The 16,118-nt window shown below is 66.5% G+C and carries 14 protein-coding genes and 1 tRNA gene; 4 read left to right on the top strand and 11 right to left on the bottom strand.

Going from position 1 to position 16,118, the window contains the following annotated elements; translation table 11 throughout:
* Nucleotides 1–8: 8 nt before the first annotated feature.
* Nucleotides 9–1,004: a lipopolysaccharide heptosyltransferase I gene (gene waaC, locus H0X95_RS05240; RefSeq protein WP_034201852.1), complete on the bottom strand. Its 996-nt coding sequence runs from the start codon at nt 1,002–1,004 to the stop codon at nt 9–11.
* Nucleotides 1,005–1,195: 191 nt separating this feature from the next.
* On the opposite strand from waaC, the gene H0X95_RS05235 reads away from it, so the two are divergent.
* Nucleotides 1,196–2,752 (top strand): chloride channel protein, encoded by a 1,557-nt coding sequence (locus H0X95_RS05235; protein ID WP_080323242.1) that lies wholly within the window; start codon nt 1,196–1,198, stop codon nt 2,750–2,752.
* A gap of 116 nt (nt 2,753–2,868) precedes the next feature.
* Here the strand turns inward: H0X95_RS05235 and H0X95_RS05230 are convergent, their stop codons facing one another.
* The 5 genes from H0X95_RS05230 to H0X95_RS05210 all read right to left on the bottom strand — a co-directional run bounded on the left by H0X95_RS05230 (nt 2,869) and on the right by H0X95_RS05210 (nt 6,151).
* Nucleotides 2,869–3,270: a YXWGXW repeat-containing protein gene (locus H0X95_RS05230; RefSeq protein ID WP_006486632.1), complete on the bottom strand. Its 402-nt coding sequence runs from the start codon at nt 3,268–3,270 to the stop codon at nt 2,869–2,871.
* 161 nt (nt 3,271–3,431) lie between these two features.
* Entirely contained in the window at nt 3,432–3,686 is a 255-nt protein-coding gene (minE, locus tag H0X95_RS05225) for a cell division topological specificity factor MinE (RefSeq protein WP_006486661.1), read from the bottom strand.
* A 12-nt stretch (nt 3,687–3,698) separates the two neighbouring features.
* Complete coding sequence (minD, locus tag H0X95_RS05220) at nt 3,699–4,514, bottom strand: septum site-determining protein MinD (RefSeq protein WP_006486674.1); 816 nt, start codon at nt 4,512–4,514, stop codon at nt 3,699–3,701.
* A 59-nt stretch (nt 4,515–4,573) separates the two neighbouring features.
* Nucleotides 4,574–5,359, bottom strand: a complete 786-nt coding sequence (gene minC / locus H0X95_RS05215) for a septum site-determining protein MinC (RefSeq protein ID WP_006496586.1) — start codon at nt 5,357–5,359, stop codon at nt 4,574–4,576.
* A 168-nt stretch (nt 5,360–5,527) separates the two neighbouring features.
* Nucleotides 5,528–6,151 carry a GNAT family N-acetyltransferase gene (locus H0X95_RS05210; RefSeq protein ID WP_226244688.1) on the bottom strand — a complete coding sequence of 208 codons (624 nt, stop codon included), beginning with the start codon at nt 6,149–6,151 and terminating at the stop codon, nt 5,528–5,530.
* Between the two features lie 556 nt (nt 6,152–6,707).
* Here H0X95_RS05210 and H0X95_RS05205 point away from each other — a divergent pair.
* Nucleotides 6,708–7,868: an alkane 1-monooxygenase gene (locus H0X95_RS05205; protein WP_006496590.1), complete on the top strand. Its 1,161-nt coding sequence runs from the start codon at nt 6,708–6,710 to the stop codon at nt 7,866–7,868.
* Nucleotides 7,869–8,102: 234 nt separating this feature from the next.
* Here the strand turns inward: H0X95_RS05205 and H0X95_RS05200 are convergent.
* Nucleotides 8,103–8,193, bottom strand: a tRNA-Ser gene (locus H0X95_RS05200).
* A 117-nt stretch (nt 8,194–8,310) separates the two neighbouring features.
* The gene (gene serS, locus H0X95_RS05195; RefSeq protein ID WP_060266550.1) at nt 8,311–9,612 is read right to left on the bottom strand and encodes a serine--tRNA ligase; all 1,302 of its coding nucleotides are present in this window, start codon (nt 9,610–9,612) and stop codon (nt 8,311–8,313) included.
* A 248-nt stretch (nt 9,613–9,860) separates the two neighbouring features.
* Between serS and H0X95_RS05190 the strand changes: the two genes are divergently transcribed.
* Entirely contained in the window at nt 9,861–10,127 is a 267-nt protein-coding gene (locus tag H0X95_RS05190) for a DUF2164 domain-containing protein (protein ID WP_006486638.1), read from the top strand.
* 42 nt (nt 10,128–10,169) lie between these two features.
* Here the strand turns inward: H0X95_RS05190 and H0X95_RS05185 are convergent, their stop codons facing one another.
* The 3 genes from H0X95_RS05185 to H0X95_RS05175 form a co-directional block, all read right to left on the bottom strand.
* Nucleotides 10,170–11,480: a replication-associated recombination protein A gene (locus tag H0X95_RS05185; protein ID WP_196445928.1), complete on the bottom strand. Its 1,311-nt coding sequence runs from the start codon at nt 11,478–11,480 to the stop codon at nt 10,170–10,172.
* Between the two features lie 178 nt (nt 11,481–11,658).
* Nucleotides 11,659–12,348, bottom strand: a complete 690-nt coding sequence (gene lolA / locus H0X95_RS05180) for an outer membrane lipoprotein chaperone LolA (protein ID WP_006486626.1) — start codon at nt 12,346–12,348, stop codon at nt 11,659–11,661.
* Between the two features lie 46 nt (nt 12,349–12,394).
* Nucleotides 12,395–14,704, bottom strand: coding sequence for a DNA translocase FtsK (locus H0X95_RS05175; protein WP_006486612.1), 2,310 nt, complete (start codon nt 14,702–14,704; stop codon nt 12,395–12,397).
* Nucleotides 14,705–15,092: 388 nt separating this feature from the next.
* Here H0X95_RS05175 and trxB point away from each other — a divergent pair, with 388 nt between their 5' ends.
* Complete coding sequence (gene trxB / locus H0X95_RS05170; protein WP_006491171.1) at nt 15,093–16,055, top strand: thioredoxin-disulfide reductase; 963 nt, start codon at nt 15,093–15,095, stop codon at nt 16,053–16,055.
* The last annotated feature ends 63 nt before the right edge of the window (nt 16,056–16,118 follow it).

Genomic DNA, 16,118 nt, shown 5'->3' with positions numbered 1-16,118 from the left:
GGCAGCCGTCAGGCTACCGCCCGCACCGGCAACACGTCGTAGACCGGTCCCACGGTATCGATTGCCTTCATCGCGTCGTCCACGCTCGGCGCGGCGCCGGACTCACCGATCGACAGCGCGTGCGGTGCGCCGCCGATGCCGAAGTGGGCGCGCGAGGTGGCCACGAAAATCATCACCGTCGGACGCCGCAGCGCGTGCGACAGATGCACCATCCCCGTATCAACACCGATGACCAGCGCCGCCCGGCTCATCGTCGCGGCGAGTTCGCCCAGCGACATGGCCGGCAGCACGACCGCGCCAGGCGCCTGCATCGCGATCTCCTGCGCGTCGCGATGCTCGGACGACGAGCCCCATGGCAGCAGCACGCGCAAGCCGCGCGCCATCATCCGGGTAGCCAGTTCAACCCAATGGCCGGTCGGCCATTTCTTGTCGGAATTCGACGTCGCGTGGAACAGCAGCATGAACGGCGCACCCTCGGTAACTGCGGGCGGCAACGTGACGTCGGGCGGTTCGATCCCGTACGAGGCGATACCCTCGGGCGCATAGCCGAGCGCTTCGCCCGCGCTGATGCGCATGCCGTGCCACGCATCGCATGCAGGCTTCGGGCCAAAACGATGCGAATACGCGAAACGCGCCCCTGTCTCGCCAAGATCCGGGGTCCGGTAACCGACGCGGCGCCCGGCGCGCGCCAGCGCCGCAATGATCGCGCTCTTGTAGACGCCGTGCAGATCGATGACCGCGTCGTAGCGGTGCGCACGCAGCGCACCGATCGAGGCCGAGATCGCCTTCAGGTCGCCGGCGTTACGCATTTTCTTGAAGCGGCGCAGCGGCGCGCACAGGACGGTGCTCACTCCCGGATGCCAGCGCACGATCTCCGCACACGATTCGTCCACGGCCCAGTCGACCGACACGCCGGGAAAGGCGCGATGCAGGTCGGCGACGACGGGCAGCGTCTCGACGACGTCGCCGAGCGACGTCACTTTTACGATAAGAATGCGTTTCACGATGTGCGGGTATTCCTGACTGGCCATTCGGCATGCTAACGACGGTTGCGGTGCGCATACATTACGTCAACATTACATTTGCAACAAATTGCATCTCTTTTGTGAATTTTTGTCGCGCCTTGCGGGCGTTTGTCGTCCCCGCTGGCATCCGGTTCTTTTTATAATTCATTCTTTGCCTCCGGCCCGAGCCAATGCCGCGCCCCGCCCTTCCCTCGCTGTTCCCCGCCCTCACCCGCCGCTCGCTGCGAATCTGGCGCCAATATGGTGTTTTCTGGCTCGGCGCGATCGTCGTCGGCCTCGCCGCCGTACTGTACGCCCGGTTGATCGACTGGGGCTACGAGACTTTCCGCGCGATGCGCGATCACGCCGTCTGGCTGCCGCTGCTGCTGACGCCGGCGATCGCCGCGATGTCGGTGTGGGTCACGCGCCGTTTCTTCCGCGGCGCCGAGGGCAGCGGCATCCCGCAGGTGATCGCGACGCTGCATGCGCGCCCGAGCGCATTCGGCGCCCGGCTGCTGACGCTGCGCATCCTGTTCGGCAAGATACTGATCTCGTTCCTCGGCATCCTCGGCGGCTTCACGATCGGTCGCGAAGGGCCGACGGTACAGGTCGGCGCGGCGCTGATGTTCAACCTGCGGCGCTTCTACCCGCGCTCGAACGCGCAGATCGAACGCCAGCTGGTGCTGGCCGGCGCGGCGGCCGGGCTGTCGGCCGCATTCAATACGCCGCTCGCCGGCATCGTGTTCGCGATCGAGGAGCTGACCCGCAGCTTCTCCGCGCGCGCCAGCGGCGTATTGATCACCGCGATCATCCTCGCCGGCGTGGTCGCGCTCGGCCTGAACGGCAACTACACGTATTTCGGCACCATCGACACGGGCCTCCATTTCCCGAAACTGCTGGCGGTCGCGGTGCTGGTCACCGCGATCGTGACGGGCATCGCGGGCGGCCTGTTCTGCTGGCTGCTGCTCAACACGGGGCGTTGGCTGCCCGCGCAACTGCTGGGCCTGTATCGCGAGCGGCCGGTCACGTTCGCCGCGCTGTGCGGCTTCGCGATCGCCGTCGTGGGGCTCGTGTCCGGCGGCACGACGTTCGGCAGCGGCTACGCCGAAGCGCGCGGCCTGCTCGACGGCAGCCAGCAGTTGTCGGTGTTCTATCCGTTCCTGAAGATGGTGTCGATGGTCGCGTCGTACCTGCCGGGCATCCCGGGCGGGATCTTCGCGCCGTCGCTGTCGATCGGCGCCGGCTTCGGCAATCTGCTGCATGCGGTGTTCACCAACATGAGCCTGCCGATGCTGATCGCGCTCGCGATGGTCGGCTATCTGGCCGCCGTCACGCAGTCGCCGATCACGTCGTTCGTGATCGTGATGGAAATGATCAACGGTCATGCGCTCGTGATTTCGCTGATGGCGACCGCACTGGTATCGAGCCGCGTCTCGCGCTTTTTCGCGCCGCCGCTCTACGAAACGCTCGCGCAGCGCTATCTCGCGCCGCCCGTCGCGGCCGCCGCACCGGCCGCGGCAACCGCGGCGGCCGCTGCGAGCAACGTGACCGATGTGACCGAACCCCAAGACGCGAACGCGGCCCCTGCCGATCCGCTCGATACGCTGCGCGACGAAGATGGCAGCGAGCCGGCCGCTGCTGCGGCAGCCGACAGCGCCGCGCATGCGCCGGCGCCGCACGATGCCGGACCGGCTGCGACCGACGCGAACGGTCCGGCGCAACAGCACGGCCCGCGCGACGCTCAATAGATCACGACGGGCGCCGGCCGGTAGTAGACCGGCCGCGCCGGCACGACGATGCACCCGGCCAGCGTGATCGCGACGAGCACGATGGCGATTGCGGTTCTTTTCATCGCGCGCCTCCATCAGGCCCAGTGGCCACGCGTCCAGAACCAGTTCGGACCGCGCTGGTCCCAATGCCCCGGCACCCATTGCATGCCGACGCGCTCGGTTTCCCAGTGGCCGCCGATCCATACGTAGCGGCCATGATCCCAGCGCCAGTGTCCGCGCTCCCACACATAGCCCACGCGCATGGCCGGTACGACCTCGTAGCGCACGGGCGGTGGCGCATTCGGCGCGACGACGACGATTTCCTCGGTGCGCACGGCAACCGGCTCCGCGATCACCATGCGGCCCTGCGGCGCGACCACGGGCGTGCCGACGAGAATCTCGTCGGCCTGCGCGGCAAACGGGGCGACGACGGCCGACAGGCCCGCGGCGAACAGCGCGAGCGAAACGATACGACGGGAAACGGTAGGGACAGCCATCGGAACCTCCTGGTTGAACAAGTCACGCGAGCGTATTCGTTCAATGCGGGAAGGTCGATTACGGTCGACAGGCGCCGTGTTACGGCGTGCCCGAAAGTGCAACAGGGCGTAAGACGCGCACGGCGGCGGGCGCCGCCGTGCGGAGGGACACGCGCCAAGCGTCAGGCTTGCGGAATCTCGATCTTCACTTCGAGGACTTCGAGATCGTCCTGGCGCTCGAGGCTCACGCGGATGTCATCGTTCGAAATATGGACGTACTTCGAGATGACCGCGACCAGCTCTTTCTGCAGCGCCGGCAGGTAATCGGCCGGCGGCCGGCCGCCGACCCGCTCGTGCGCGATGATGAGCTGCAGGCGCTCCTTCGCGACCGATGCGGACTTCTTCTTCTCGCCGAGGAGAAACGAAAGGATGGACATGGGCGGCCTCCGTTACTTGCTGCCGAAGAGGCGCTGCAGCAGGCCCGGCTTCTGGTAATCGGTGAAGCGCAGCGGCTTGTCCTCGCCGAGGAAGCGCGAGACGACGTCCTTGTACGCTTCCGCGACGTCGGTGCCGTCGATATGCACGGCCGGCAGACCCTGGTTCGACGCGTGCAGCACGGCTTCCGACTCGGGCACCACGCCGATCAGCTTGATGCGCAGGATCTCGCTGATGTCCTCGAGCGACAGCATCTCGCCTTCGCTCACGCGCTTCGGGCTGTAACGCGTGATCAGCAGGTGTTCCTTGATCGGCTCCTTGCCTTCCGTCGCGCGTTTCGTCTTCGACGACAGGATGCCGAGAATGCGGTCCGAGTCGCGCACCGACGACACTTCCGGGTTCGTGACGATCAGCGCTTCATCGGCGAAGTACATCGCGTGCAGCGCGCCGGCCTCGATACCGGCCGGCGAATCGCAGACGATGTATTCGAAGTCCATCGCGACGAGGTCGTTCAGCACCTTCTCGACGCCGTCGCGCGTCAGCGCATCCTTGTCGCGCGTCTGCGACGCCGGCAGGATGAACAGGTTCTCGCACTTCTTGTCCTTGATCAGCGCCTGGTTCAGGTTCGCTTCGCCCTGGATCACGTTCACGAGGTCATACACGACGCGACGCTCGCAGCCCATGATGAGATCGAGGTTGCGCAGGCCGACGTCGAAGTCGATCACGGCCGTCTTGTGGCCGCGCAGCGCGAGACCCGACGCGAAGCTCGCGCTCGTCGTCGTCTTGCCCACGCCGCCCTTGCCCGAGGTCACCACGATGATTTTTGCCATTTACCCAATACCCTGTGTTCGTCAATGAGAGCCGACCGATCCGGAGCGCACCGCGTGAATCACGTCAGGCGCAGCGGTTCGATCATCAGTTTTTCCTCTTCGAGCCGGATCTGCACCGATTTGCCCAGTACGTCGGCGGGCAGCGGGTTCTCGGTCGTTCGATAGATACCCGCGATCGAAATCAGTTCCGGTTCGAGACACGTGCAGAAAATGCGCGCGTCGTGATTGCCGTGCACGCCCGCGAGGGCGCGGCCGCGCAACGGCGCGTAGATGTGGATATTGCCTTCCGCGATGATTTCCGCGCCGTGACTGACCGGCGCGAGCACCACGAGGTCTCCTTTCGCGTAAATCTGCTGCCCCGAACGCAACGGCCGGTCGATCACCAGCGTCTGGCCACCGGCCTGCAAGAGCGTCGGCGCGGGATCCGACGACTGTTCGGGCGCCGCTGCGGCTGCCGGAGCGGCGGCGGCCTCGACGGCTGGCACAGCCGCCGGTTCCGCTTCGTCCGCAGGTTTCGCGGCCGGCGCGCGGCGATCGCGCGCCTCCAGCAACGGCAGGCCGGCTTCCCCCGCCCAGCCCTGCGTTGCCAGTGCGACGACGCCCACCGGACGCATCCGCACATCGTTCAGCATCTGGCGGATGTCCGCGAGCGCGACGCGTTCGCCGTCAGCCAGGCGGCGGACGTCGATCGCGACGACATCGTCGGCGAAAAACTCGGGAGTCGCTTCGAAGCGCTTGACCAGTTCGGTACGCAACGCATCGAGATCGGTCGTCTTCACGGTGAACAGCAACGTATCGACCGATCCGCTGCGCAGCTCGAAGAATGGCGATTTTTTAAGCGACATGGACACTCTGCAAAAAATTTTTGCGTATTTTACAGGCGTCCACGCGTGCGGCCATTATTTTTGGGACTCGGGGTCGCGCCGGCCCGGGCGGACGCGCGACCGGCAGGGGGCAGGCAGGCGGGCGACCGGGCTGTCATCGCGCCGCGCGGCTGGCGTTTCGCCGTCGCGTCAGTGCTTCACCTGCGATACGAACAGCGATTTCATCGCGCCGGGCATCCGGGCGATCGGCGCATGTTCGCCGGTGTTGCCGAAACCCGCGCGCTCGTAGAAGCGGATCGCGTTGCGGTTCGCATCGGCGATCCATGCGTAGACGTCGGTGGCGCCGCGCTCGGCGAGCCACGCGGTGGCCGTCTCCAGCAGCAGCACGCCGCCGCGCAGGTGACGCACCGCGTGCGCGACCCACAGTTCGCTGACGAACGCGCGCCGATCGGGCGTGTTGTCGAAATACGCGCCGATCATGCCGGCCGGATGGCCTTCGGTGTACAGCAGGAAAGTCGTCGACTCGTCGGACACGGCGCGCTGCGCGGCGATCGCCGACGCTGCGTCCGCTTCGACGGTCAGCAATTCGGCCTCCGGCGCTTCGCCGGGCGCGTAGGGCTCACGCAGCGATGCAGCGCGGAGTTCGCGATACACGCCGCCCTGATCGGCAGCGATACGACGAACGGTCAAGGTCGAACTCATGCAGGCACAGCCCCCTTCGGACAGCAAGCTATTAGCTTCAACCGAAAGCGGGGCATGAGTCAAATCGTAATTTTCAAATGGCGGCGCGGATCGAAAGGCAGCAAGTGTCATCAGCGACGACACGCGCCGATCGGTGTGCAGGTGCAGCATCGGTGCATCGACGCGGGCGGTCGGACGGTGAACGTGCCGCCCTCGCTTGGCGCATCGCCTCGTTCTCCTTGCCATGCATGGCCACCCGGTTTCAAGTCGCGCTGAATGGCCGCGCGGCGGCCGTAATGCTGCGTAATATAAGCAAACGAAAAACACGCTGTGCCAATCCTTCGTCACCGTCTTTATTGCGACGCAACATTTGTTGCAGCCCCATCACCCGGCATGCGCTCGCCGCGCGCCGGGCCATTCATCCGACGAACGCGACGCTCCGTGCGGGTCGATCCGCCCTCGCCTGCATGTTTCAATCGGCGCGTGTCGGCCCTTCCCGGCGCGCGGTGCGCGCACCACGCCGTTTGGAGCGACGCGCCTAGCGCCGGGGTTTGGCAAGCGCGCGCACCGGTCGTATAACAGGCAGAACCGGGCGACGATCCGGAGGCCGCCGCGCACGCCGCGGACCACGAGGATTCGAACAATCTTGCATGCGGCCGCCGGCGGGCCGGCCGACTGGAGGGAGACAATGGCAATGACCGACGAATCGGCTTCGGGCTGGTCGGATGGCAAGCGTTACCTGTGGCTGCTCGGCGCGCTGACGATCACGCTGCCGATCCTCGCTGCACAGCTCGCGCTGTCGACGGGCCTGCATGTGTTCTGGTGGTTCGGCCCGCTGTTCGCGTTCGGCGTGATCCCGATCCTCGACACGCTGATCGGCGACGATCGCGACAATCCGCCCGAGGCCGTCGTGCCGCATCTCGAACGCGAGCGCTATTACCGGTACATCGTCTATCTCGCGACCTTCGTCGAATACGTCGCGTTCTTCATGTGCGTGTGGATCGTCGGCACGCATGCGCTCGCGTGGTACGACTATGTCGGCTTCGCGCTGTCGCTCGGCGCCGCGACCGGGATCTCGATCAATACCGCGCACGAACTCGGGCACAAGACCGACCGCTTCGAACGCTGGCTCGCGAAGATCACGCTCGCGCCGGTCGCGTACGGCCACTTCTACGTCGAGCACAACCGCGGCCATCACGTGCGCGTCGCGACGGCCGAGGATCCGGCGAGCGCGCGCTACGGCGAGTCGTTCTGGGCGTTCCTGCCGCGCACGGTGACCGGCAGCATCCGCTCGGCGTGGCGGCTCGAAAAGGCGCGCCTCGAACGGCTCGGACAGTCGCCGTGGACCTGGCGCAACGAAGTGCTGCACGCGTGGGCGATGACCGCCGTCGTGTGGGGCATCGCGATCGCGATGGCCGGCAAGGTCGTGATTCCGTTCCTCGTGATCCAGGCCGTCTACGGCGCGTCGCTGCTCGAAGTCGTGAACTACGTCGAGCACTACGGGCTGGGCCGTCGCAAGCTGCCGAGCGGCCGCTACGAACGCTGCACGCCGCAGCATTCGTGGAACAGCAATCACGTCGTCACGAACCTGTTCCTGTACCAGTTGCAGCGACACGCCGACCATCACGCGAATCCGACGCGCTCGTACCAGGCGCTGCGCCACTTCGACGATGCGCCGCAATTGCCGGCCGGCTACGCGACGATGATCCTGTTCGCGTACGTGCCGCCGCTCTGGTATCGCGTGATGAACCCGCGCGTCGTCGCCCACTATCGCGGCGACATGGCGCAGTCGAACATCAAGCCGTCGATCCGCGACAGGGTGCTGGCGCAGTATCCGGCGGCGGCGTGATGGTTCTGTGAGGGCTGCGTAGAAACTGGTGGGCGCACCGGCTGCCGGTTTTGCACGCGTGCGCGGTGCGGCAGCCATGCAACGACTGTCAGGACTTCCGACGACCGGTTCGTCACGGGGCGATGGTGTTCATCAAGCAGCCGGGCTGCATCGAAGATGCGACCCGATGCGGGCGCGCCGCCGGCCCAAAACGAAAAACCCCTTGATCCTGCCGGATCAAGGGGCTTCGTATTTTGGCGGAGAGGGTGGGATTCGAACCCACGGTACGGGGAAACCGTACGCCTGATTTCGAGTCAGGTACATTCGACCACTCTGCCACCTCTCCTTCCTTACTGCATTTCGCGGCTGGTCGTTTCCGCGAGAAAAAGATTATAAGACGATCACTTCGCGGCTGACAAGCCCTTTCTGCAAATTTTTTTGCGAGGGCTTCGAAAGACCCGCGTTACGACGTCTGTGCCGGCGCGTCGATCCGCTCCATGCCGCCCATGTACGGACGCAGTACTTCCGGCACCGTGACCGAGCCGTCCGCGTTCTGGTAATTCTCCAGCACCGCGACGAGCGTGCGACCGACCGCCAGACCCGAACCGTTCAGCGTATGCACGAGCTCCGGCTTGCCATGCGCGTTGCGGAAGCGCGCTTGCATCCGGCGCGCCTGGAACGCCTCGGTGTTCGAGCAGCTCGAGATCTCGCGATAGGTGTTCTGCGCGGGCAGCCACACCTCGAGGTCGAACGTCTTCGCGGCCGAGAAGCCCATGTCGCCCGTGCACAGCGTGATCACGCGGTACGGCAGGCCGAGCTTCTGCAGGATCGCTTCCGCGTGGCCGACCATCTCGTCGAGCGCCGCGTACGACGTTTCCGGCGCGACGACCTGCACCATCTCGACCTTGTCGAACTGGTGCTGACGGATCATCCCGCGCGTGTCGCGGCCGTACGAACCGGCTTCCGAGCGGAAGCACGGGGAATGCGCGGTGAGCTTGATCGGCAGCGCGGCGCCGTCGACGATCGACTCGCGCACGGTGTTCGTCAGCGAAATCTCGGACGTGGAGATCAGGTATTGCGTGACCGTGTTTTCCGCGCCGCCCTTCTCGACGCGGAACATGTCGTCCGCGAACTTCGGCAACTGGCCCGTGCCGTACAGGATCTCCGGGTTCACGATGTACGGCGTGTACGTTTCGGTATAGCCGTGCTGCTGCGTGTGCGTGTCGATCATGAACTGCGCGAGGGCGCGGTGCAGGCGCGCGATCGGGCCGCGCAGCATCGTGAAGCGCGCACCGGCGAGCTTCGCGCCCGTCTCGAAATCGAGGCCGAGCGGCGTGCCGACGTCGACGTGATCCTTCACCTCGAAGTCGAACTGGCGCGGCGTGCCCCAGCGGCGCACCTCGACGTTGTCGGCCTCGTCCTTGCCGACCGGCACGCTTTCGTGCGCGACGTTCGGCATGCCCAGCATCAGGTCGGACAGGCGCGCCTGGATCTCGCCGAGCTTGGCTTCCGACGCCTTCATGTCGTCGCCGATCCCGCTGACTTCGGCCATCACGGCCGACGTGTCCTCGCCCTTCCCCTTCATCGCGCCGATCTGCTTCGACAGGCTGTTGCGGCGCGCCTGGAGCTCTTCGGTGTGGGTCTGGATCGCGCGGCGTTCCGCTTCGAGTGCGGAGAACGCGGCGACGTCGAGGGTGTAGCCGCGATCGGCGAGGCGCTTGGCGACGCCGTCGAGGTCTTTGCGCAGCAACTGGATGTCGAGCATGGGAGGACTTGGAAAATCGTTGTGTAAGACGGGAATTCTAACGCACCGCGCGGCCGCCACGGCACCGTCCGGACGGACAATGCCGCAAATGGGGCGAGCATGGCAGTATCGCATTGCCGGTCTGCGCGTCGGCGGCCGGCGAATTGCCGCGCGACGCGCCATGGCGGATCGCAAACCGCCCGCGCCGGCTGGCGCCAACCGATTCAGGCGGCGCGCCGGCTCCGTATCACAGCACGCCAGGGAATCCGATGACCATCGAACTCGACAAGGATGTACGCGACCGTGCGATCGCGTCGCTGCAACGTTATTTCACAGAAAACATGGACGAGCCGATCGGCAACATCCAGGCCGGCGCGCTGCTGCATTTCTTCGTCCAGGAAATCGCGCCGGCGATCTACAACCTCGCGATCGCCGACGCGCAGGAGCGCCTGCACGCGCGGATCGCCGAACTCGACATCGAATGCCACGAAGAACCGTTCGAATACTGGAAGCAGCAGCCGGGCCGCAAGCGCTGACGCGTCCGCGAGGCGCAGGCCGAACCGGGCCGCGCGGCCTCGTCAGTCCTTCTTGCCGGCTTCGCGATCGAGCTCGCGCAGCCAGGCGAGCTTCTCGGCGATCTTCGATTCGAGCCCGCGCGGCACCGGCTGATACCAGCGCGGCTCGCGCATCCCGTCGGGCAGGTACGTCTCGCCGGCCGCGTACGCATTCGGCTCGTCGTGCGCGTAACGATACGCGTGGCCGTAGCCGAGTTCCTTCATCAGCTTGGTCGGCGCATTGCGCAGGTGCACGGGCACCTCGCGCGACTTGTCCTGCTTCACGAACGCCATCGCCTGGTTGAACGCGTTGTAGCCGGCGTTGCTCTTCGCCGCGCACGCGAGATAGATCACGGCCTGCCCGAGCGCGAGTTCGCCTTCCGGCGAGCCGAGCCGTTCGTAGGTCTCGGCCGCGTCGTTCGCCACCTGCAACGCGCGCGGGTCGGCCAGCCCGATGTCTTCCCACGCCATCCGCACGATGCGCCGCGCGAGATACTTCGGATCCGCGCCGCCGTCGATCATCCGGCAGAACCAGTACAGCGCGCCGTCCGGGCTCGAGCCGCGGACCGACTTGTGCAGCGCCGAAATCTGGTCGTAGAAGTTGTCGCCGCCCTTGTCGAAGCGCCGCGCGTTCAGCGTCATCGCGCTGCTGACGAAATCGGCATCGATCGTCGCGACCCCGGCCGACGTCGCCGCCGTCTGCGCCTGTTCGAGCAGGTTCAGAAAGCGGCGCGCGTCGCCGTCCGCGTAGCCGACCAGCGTGTCGATCGCCTTGTCGTCGAACGCGAGGCCGTCGAGCGCGATTTCCTGCGCGCGCGACAGCAACTGACGCATCTCGTCGTCGTTCAACGATTTCAGCACGTACACCTGCGCGCGCGACAGCAACGCCGAATTGACTTCGAAACTCGGGTTTTCGGTCGTCGCGCCGATGAAGGTGACGAGACCCGACTCGACGAACGGCAGCAGCGCGTCCTGCTGCCCCTTGTTGAACCGGTGGATCTCGTCGACGAACAGGATCGTGTGGCGACCGGTGCGGTTCAGCGTGTCCTTCGCCTGCTCCATCGACTCGCGGATGTCCTTCACGCCGCCGAGCACCGCGGACAGCGCGATGAACTCGCAGTCGAACGCGAGCGCGGTGAGCCGTGCGAGCGTCGTCTTGCCGACGCCGGGTGGCCCCCACAGGATCATCGAATGCGGCTTGCCCGATTCGAACGCGAGCCGCAGCGGCTTGCCTTCGCCCAGCAAATGCGTCTGGCCGATCACCTCGGCGAGCGTTTTGGGCCGCAGCGCCTCGGCGAGCGGGCGGCGCGGCTCGACTTGAAACAGGTCGGACATGAACCCTCGCTCCACATCAAACGATAGCGGCCGAACCGGCCGCCGGACCCGACATTATGACAGCCGCGCGAGCGCGCCGCCGGGCCCGGGGGTGCCCAGCCTGTTACCCGCGCCCGGAAACGACACGGGCCTGCCGTCGCCGGCAGGCCCGTTGCAGGAGAACGGCGCGCGGCGCCGGTCAGCCGTTGATCACGTCCGCGCCCTTCGGCACGACGAACTTGAACGTATCGCCCTTCAGCGCCGGGTTCGTCTGGATGTTCGTGAAGGTCAAGAGCGTGACGTTGCCGAACACGTCGTGCAGCTCCATCGCGGCGAGCGTGCCGTTGCGGAAGCCGATGCCGATCCGCTGGAACTGCGTGTCCTGCGCCTTCGGCAGCATCTCGAGCCACTCGATGCCGCCCTTCTCGCCGGCATCGCGCAGCGTGTAGTTCTTGTCGAGATCGTTGCTGCCGAACAGGATCGCGGCGGGGCTCGCGCCCAGCGCGCCGTTCAGCTTGCGCTCGGTGACTTGGTTCAGGTCGCGGTCGTACACGTAGAGCTTGTCGCCGTCGGCCTGCAGCACCTGCTGGTACGGCTTCTGGTACGTCCAGATGAACTTGCCCGGACGCGCGAACACGAAAGTGCCGCTCGAATTGTCGGTGGGCTTCGGTGCGGCCTGTGCGGCGCTCGCGCCCTTGGCCGGCGCCTTGACGATCTGCTGCGTGAAATCGCCCTTCGCCGAACGCACCTGCGACACGAAGGCCTTCAGTTGCTCGGTGCCGCCCGCGAACGCGTGCGTCGCCGCGAGCATCAGCGATGCGCCGGCGAGCGCCGCGCCGAGCCAGCGCCGCGTCGAACGAAGGAAAGGGACGAACGAAAGTTGCTGCATATTGCGGTTTTCTCCCTGGGTGGCCGGCGCTGCGGGCGCCGCGGACTCATTCCGCGTCGCGCGCCGGCACAAGAATTTCGCGGTTGCCGCTCGACGACATCGCCGACACGAGCCCCGACTGCTCCATCTGCTCGAGCAGCCGCGCCGCGCGGTTGTAGCCGATCCGCAGGTGACGCTGCACGAGCGAGATCGACGCGCGGCGGTTCTTGATGACGATCTCGACCGCCTGGTCGTACAGCGGATCAGACTCGCCGCCGCCTTCGCCGGTTCCCGCGCCGGCCGAGCCCTCGTCGCCGTCGGCGGTGCCGCCTTCGAGCAGGCCCTCGACGTAGTTCGGCTCGCCCTGCTCCTTGAGCTTCTCGACGACGCGATGCACTTCGTCGTCGGCGACGAACGCGCCATGCACGCGCACCGGCAGCCCGGTGCCCGGCGGCAGGTACAGCATGTCGCCCATCCCGAGCAGCGATTCGGCGCCCATCTGGTCGAGAATCGTGCGCGAGTCGATCTTCGACGACACCTGGAACGCGATCCGCGTCGGCACGTTCGCCTTGATCAGGCCGGTAATCACGTCGACCGACGGACGCTGGGTCGCGAGGATCAGGTGGATGCCGGCCGCACGCGCCTTCTGCGCGATCCGCGCGATCAGTTCCTCGACCTTCTTGCCGACGACCATCATCAGGTCGGCCAGCTCGTCGATCACGACGACGATGTTCGGCAGGCGGCCGAGCGGCTCGGGATCTTCCGGCGTCAGGCTGAACGGGTTCGGGATCTTCTCCTCGCGCTTCGCCGCGTCGTCGATCTTGTTGTTGTAGCCCGCAAGGTTGCGCACGCCGAGCTTGCTCATCAGCTTGTAGCGGCGCTCCATCTCCGCGACGGTCCAGTTCAGCGCATGGCCGGCCTGGCGCATGTCGGTGACGACCGGGCACAGCAGGTGCGGAATGCCTTCGTAGACGCTCATTTCGAGCATCTTCGGATCGATCAGGATCAGACGCACCTGCTCGGCGGTGGCCTTGTACAACAGCGACAGGATCATCGCGTTGATCCCGACCGACTTGCCCGAGCCGGTCGTACCGGCCACCAGCAGGTGCGGCATCTTCGCGAGATCCGCGCACACCGGCTTGCCGCCGATGTCCTTGCCGAGGCTCAGCGTCAGCGCCGACGACGCGGCCGCATACACCTCGGAGCCGATGATCTCGGACAGGTGCACCGTCTGGCGGCGCTGGTTCGGCAGCTCGAGCGCCATGTAGTTCTTGCCGGGAATCGTCTCGACGACGCGGATCGACACGAGCGACAGCGAACGCGCGAGATCCTTCGCGAGGTTGACGATCTGGCTGCCCTTCACGCCGGTGGCCGGCTCGATCTCGTAGCGCGTGACGACCGGGCCCGGATACGCGGCGACGACGCTCGCCTCGACGCCGAAGTCCTTCAGCTTCTTCTCGATCAGGCGCGACGTGAATTCGAGCGTATCGGCGGAAATCGCTTCCTGCGTCTTCGGCGCGGGGTCGAGCAGCGACACCGGCGGCAGCGTCGAATCGCCCGGCAGGTCGGTAAACAGCGGCACCTGGCGCTCGCGCTCGACGCGCTCGGACTTCGCCGGCGTGACGACCGGCGGCACGATCGTCACCGGCTCGTGGTCCTCGATGCGCACGCGCTCCTCTTCGACCTTGCCTTCGCGGCGCACCGCCGCGGCCTCGCCGAGCTTGCGGTCGCGCTCGGCCTCGCGGCGCAGCTTCGCGACGTTGACGGCGGACAGGATCGCACCGCCGACGCGCTCGGCGACCGACAGCCACGAGAAGCGGAAATACAGCGACAGGCCGATCGCGAGCGCGATCAGCAGCAACAGCGTGCCGCCCGTGAAGCCGAACGCATGCGACATCGCGCCCGCGACGGCTTCGCCGACGACGCCGCCCGGCGCACGCGGCAACTGCACCTTCAGCGACCACATGCGCAGCGCCTCGATGCCGTCGCACGCGAGCACGACCAGCACGAACGCAAAGATTTCGGTGAGCCAGCCGATCGGCCGCTCCGGTTCGTCGGGAATCGCCTCGTGGCGCGTGATGCGGCGGTAGTTGACGGCGATGCGCCGCCCGAGCGGCACGATCAGCCAGTAGGCCGACAGGCCGAACAGCAGCAGGATGATGTCGGCCGTCCACGCGCCGACGCGGCCGGCCCAGTTCGAGATGTGATCGACCTGGGCGGCGTGCGTCCAGCTCGGATCGCGCCGGCTGTAGCTCAGCAGGGCCATCACCAGAAAGGCGCAGAGCGCGACCTGGAGAATCCAGCGGATCTCCGTGAGGAGCTTCGACATCCGGTGCGGCAACGCCTGTGCCTGGGCGGAATAAGGAGCTTTTGCCATGAATCCGTATAAAGAGGACGGGCCGTGCGCCCGCCTGTCGTTCGATCGCGCTTATTGTAAACGCTGCACCGCGCCGCCAAGTGTAAATGACGGTTACATCACGGAGACGGAGCGCCGAACCGGCGCCGCCGACGGCCGCAAGCCGGCCGGATGTCCGCGCGTGCGGCAACGCGCCGCCACCCCGGCCGCCTGCCGTCCGGCCCGCGGCCCCGTGTGGGCGAGGCGCCGCGAAACGCTATCGGCACGATTGAAACTCTCGTTCGGCAGCGCAGCAACGGGGCCTTTATAATGCGCGTCTGATACCCATCTATGACGGCATACCGGTCAATCCCGGATCGTACGGCGAGCCCCACCCCGCCCGCCGCGGCCGCCTTTTACGGATTCGCACATGTCCACGCCCAAACACGCCAAAGTCCTGATTCTCGGTTCCGGCCCCGCCGGCTACACGGCTGCCGTCTACGCGGCACGCGCCAACCTGTCCCCGGTGCTGATCACCGGCATCGCGCAGGGCGGCCAGCTGATGACCACGACCGACGTCGAAAACTGGCCGGCCGACGCGAAAGGCGTGCAGGGTCCGGAGCTGATGGCGCGCTTCCAGGAGCACGCCGAGCGCTTCAACACCGAAATCGTCTTCGACCACATCCACACCGCGAAACTGCACGAAAAGCCGATCCGCCTGATCGGCGACTCGGGCGAGTACACGTGCGATTCGCTGATCATCGCGACCGGCGCGTCCGCCCAGTATCTCGGCCTGCCGTCCGAGGAAGCGTTCATGGGCAAGGGCGTGTCGGCCTGCGCGACCTGCGACGGCTTCTTCTATCGCAACCAGGAAGTCGCGGTGATCGGCGGCGGCAATACGGCCGTCGAGGAAGCGCTTTACCTCACCGGCATCGCGAAAAAGGTCACCGTGATCCACCGCCGCGACAAGTTCCGCGCGGAGCCGATCCTGATCGACCGCCTGCTGGAGAAGCAAAAGGAAGGCGTCGTCGACATTAAGTGGGATCACGTGCTCGACGAGGTGACGGGCGAGGAGTCGGGCGTCACGGGCCTGCGCATCAAGAACGTGAAGACCGGCGCGACGGAAGACCTGCAGGTGCAGGGCGTGTTCGTCGCGATCGGCCACAAGCCGAACACCGACCTGTTCCAGGGCCAGCTGGAGATGAAGGACGGCTACATCCTGACGAAAAGCGGCCTGCAGGGCAATGCGACGTCGACGAGCGTGCCGGGCGTGTTCGCCGCGGGCGACGTGCAGGACAACGTGTACCGCCAGGCGATCACCAGCGCGGGCACGGGCTGCATGGCCGCGCTCGACGCGCAGCGCTACCTCGAAAGCCTGCACGACAAGAAGTAAGCCGGAAGCCTTTTCGCGGCGGGCGCTACAATGGCGTCCGCTGCCGCGAAGCGGGCTCGACCG

Source organism: Burkholderia sp. 9779_493 (assembly GCF_015712215.1).
Classification (GTDB): domain Bacteria; phylum Pseudomonadota; class Gammaproteobacteria; order Burkholderiales; family Burkholderiaceae; genus Burkholderia; species Burkholderia cenocepacia.
The sequence above is the reverse complement of the archived record's forward strand: the minus strand, read 5'-3'. Positions and strand labels throughout refer to the sequence as shown.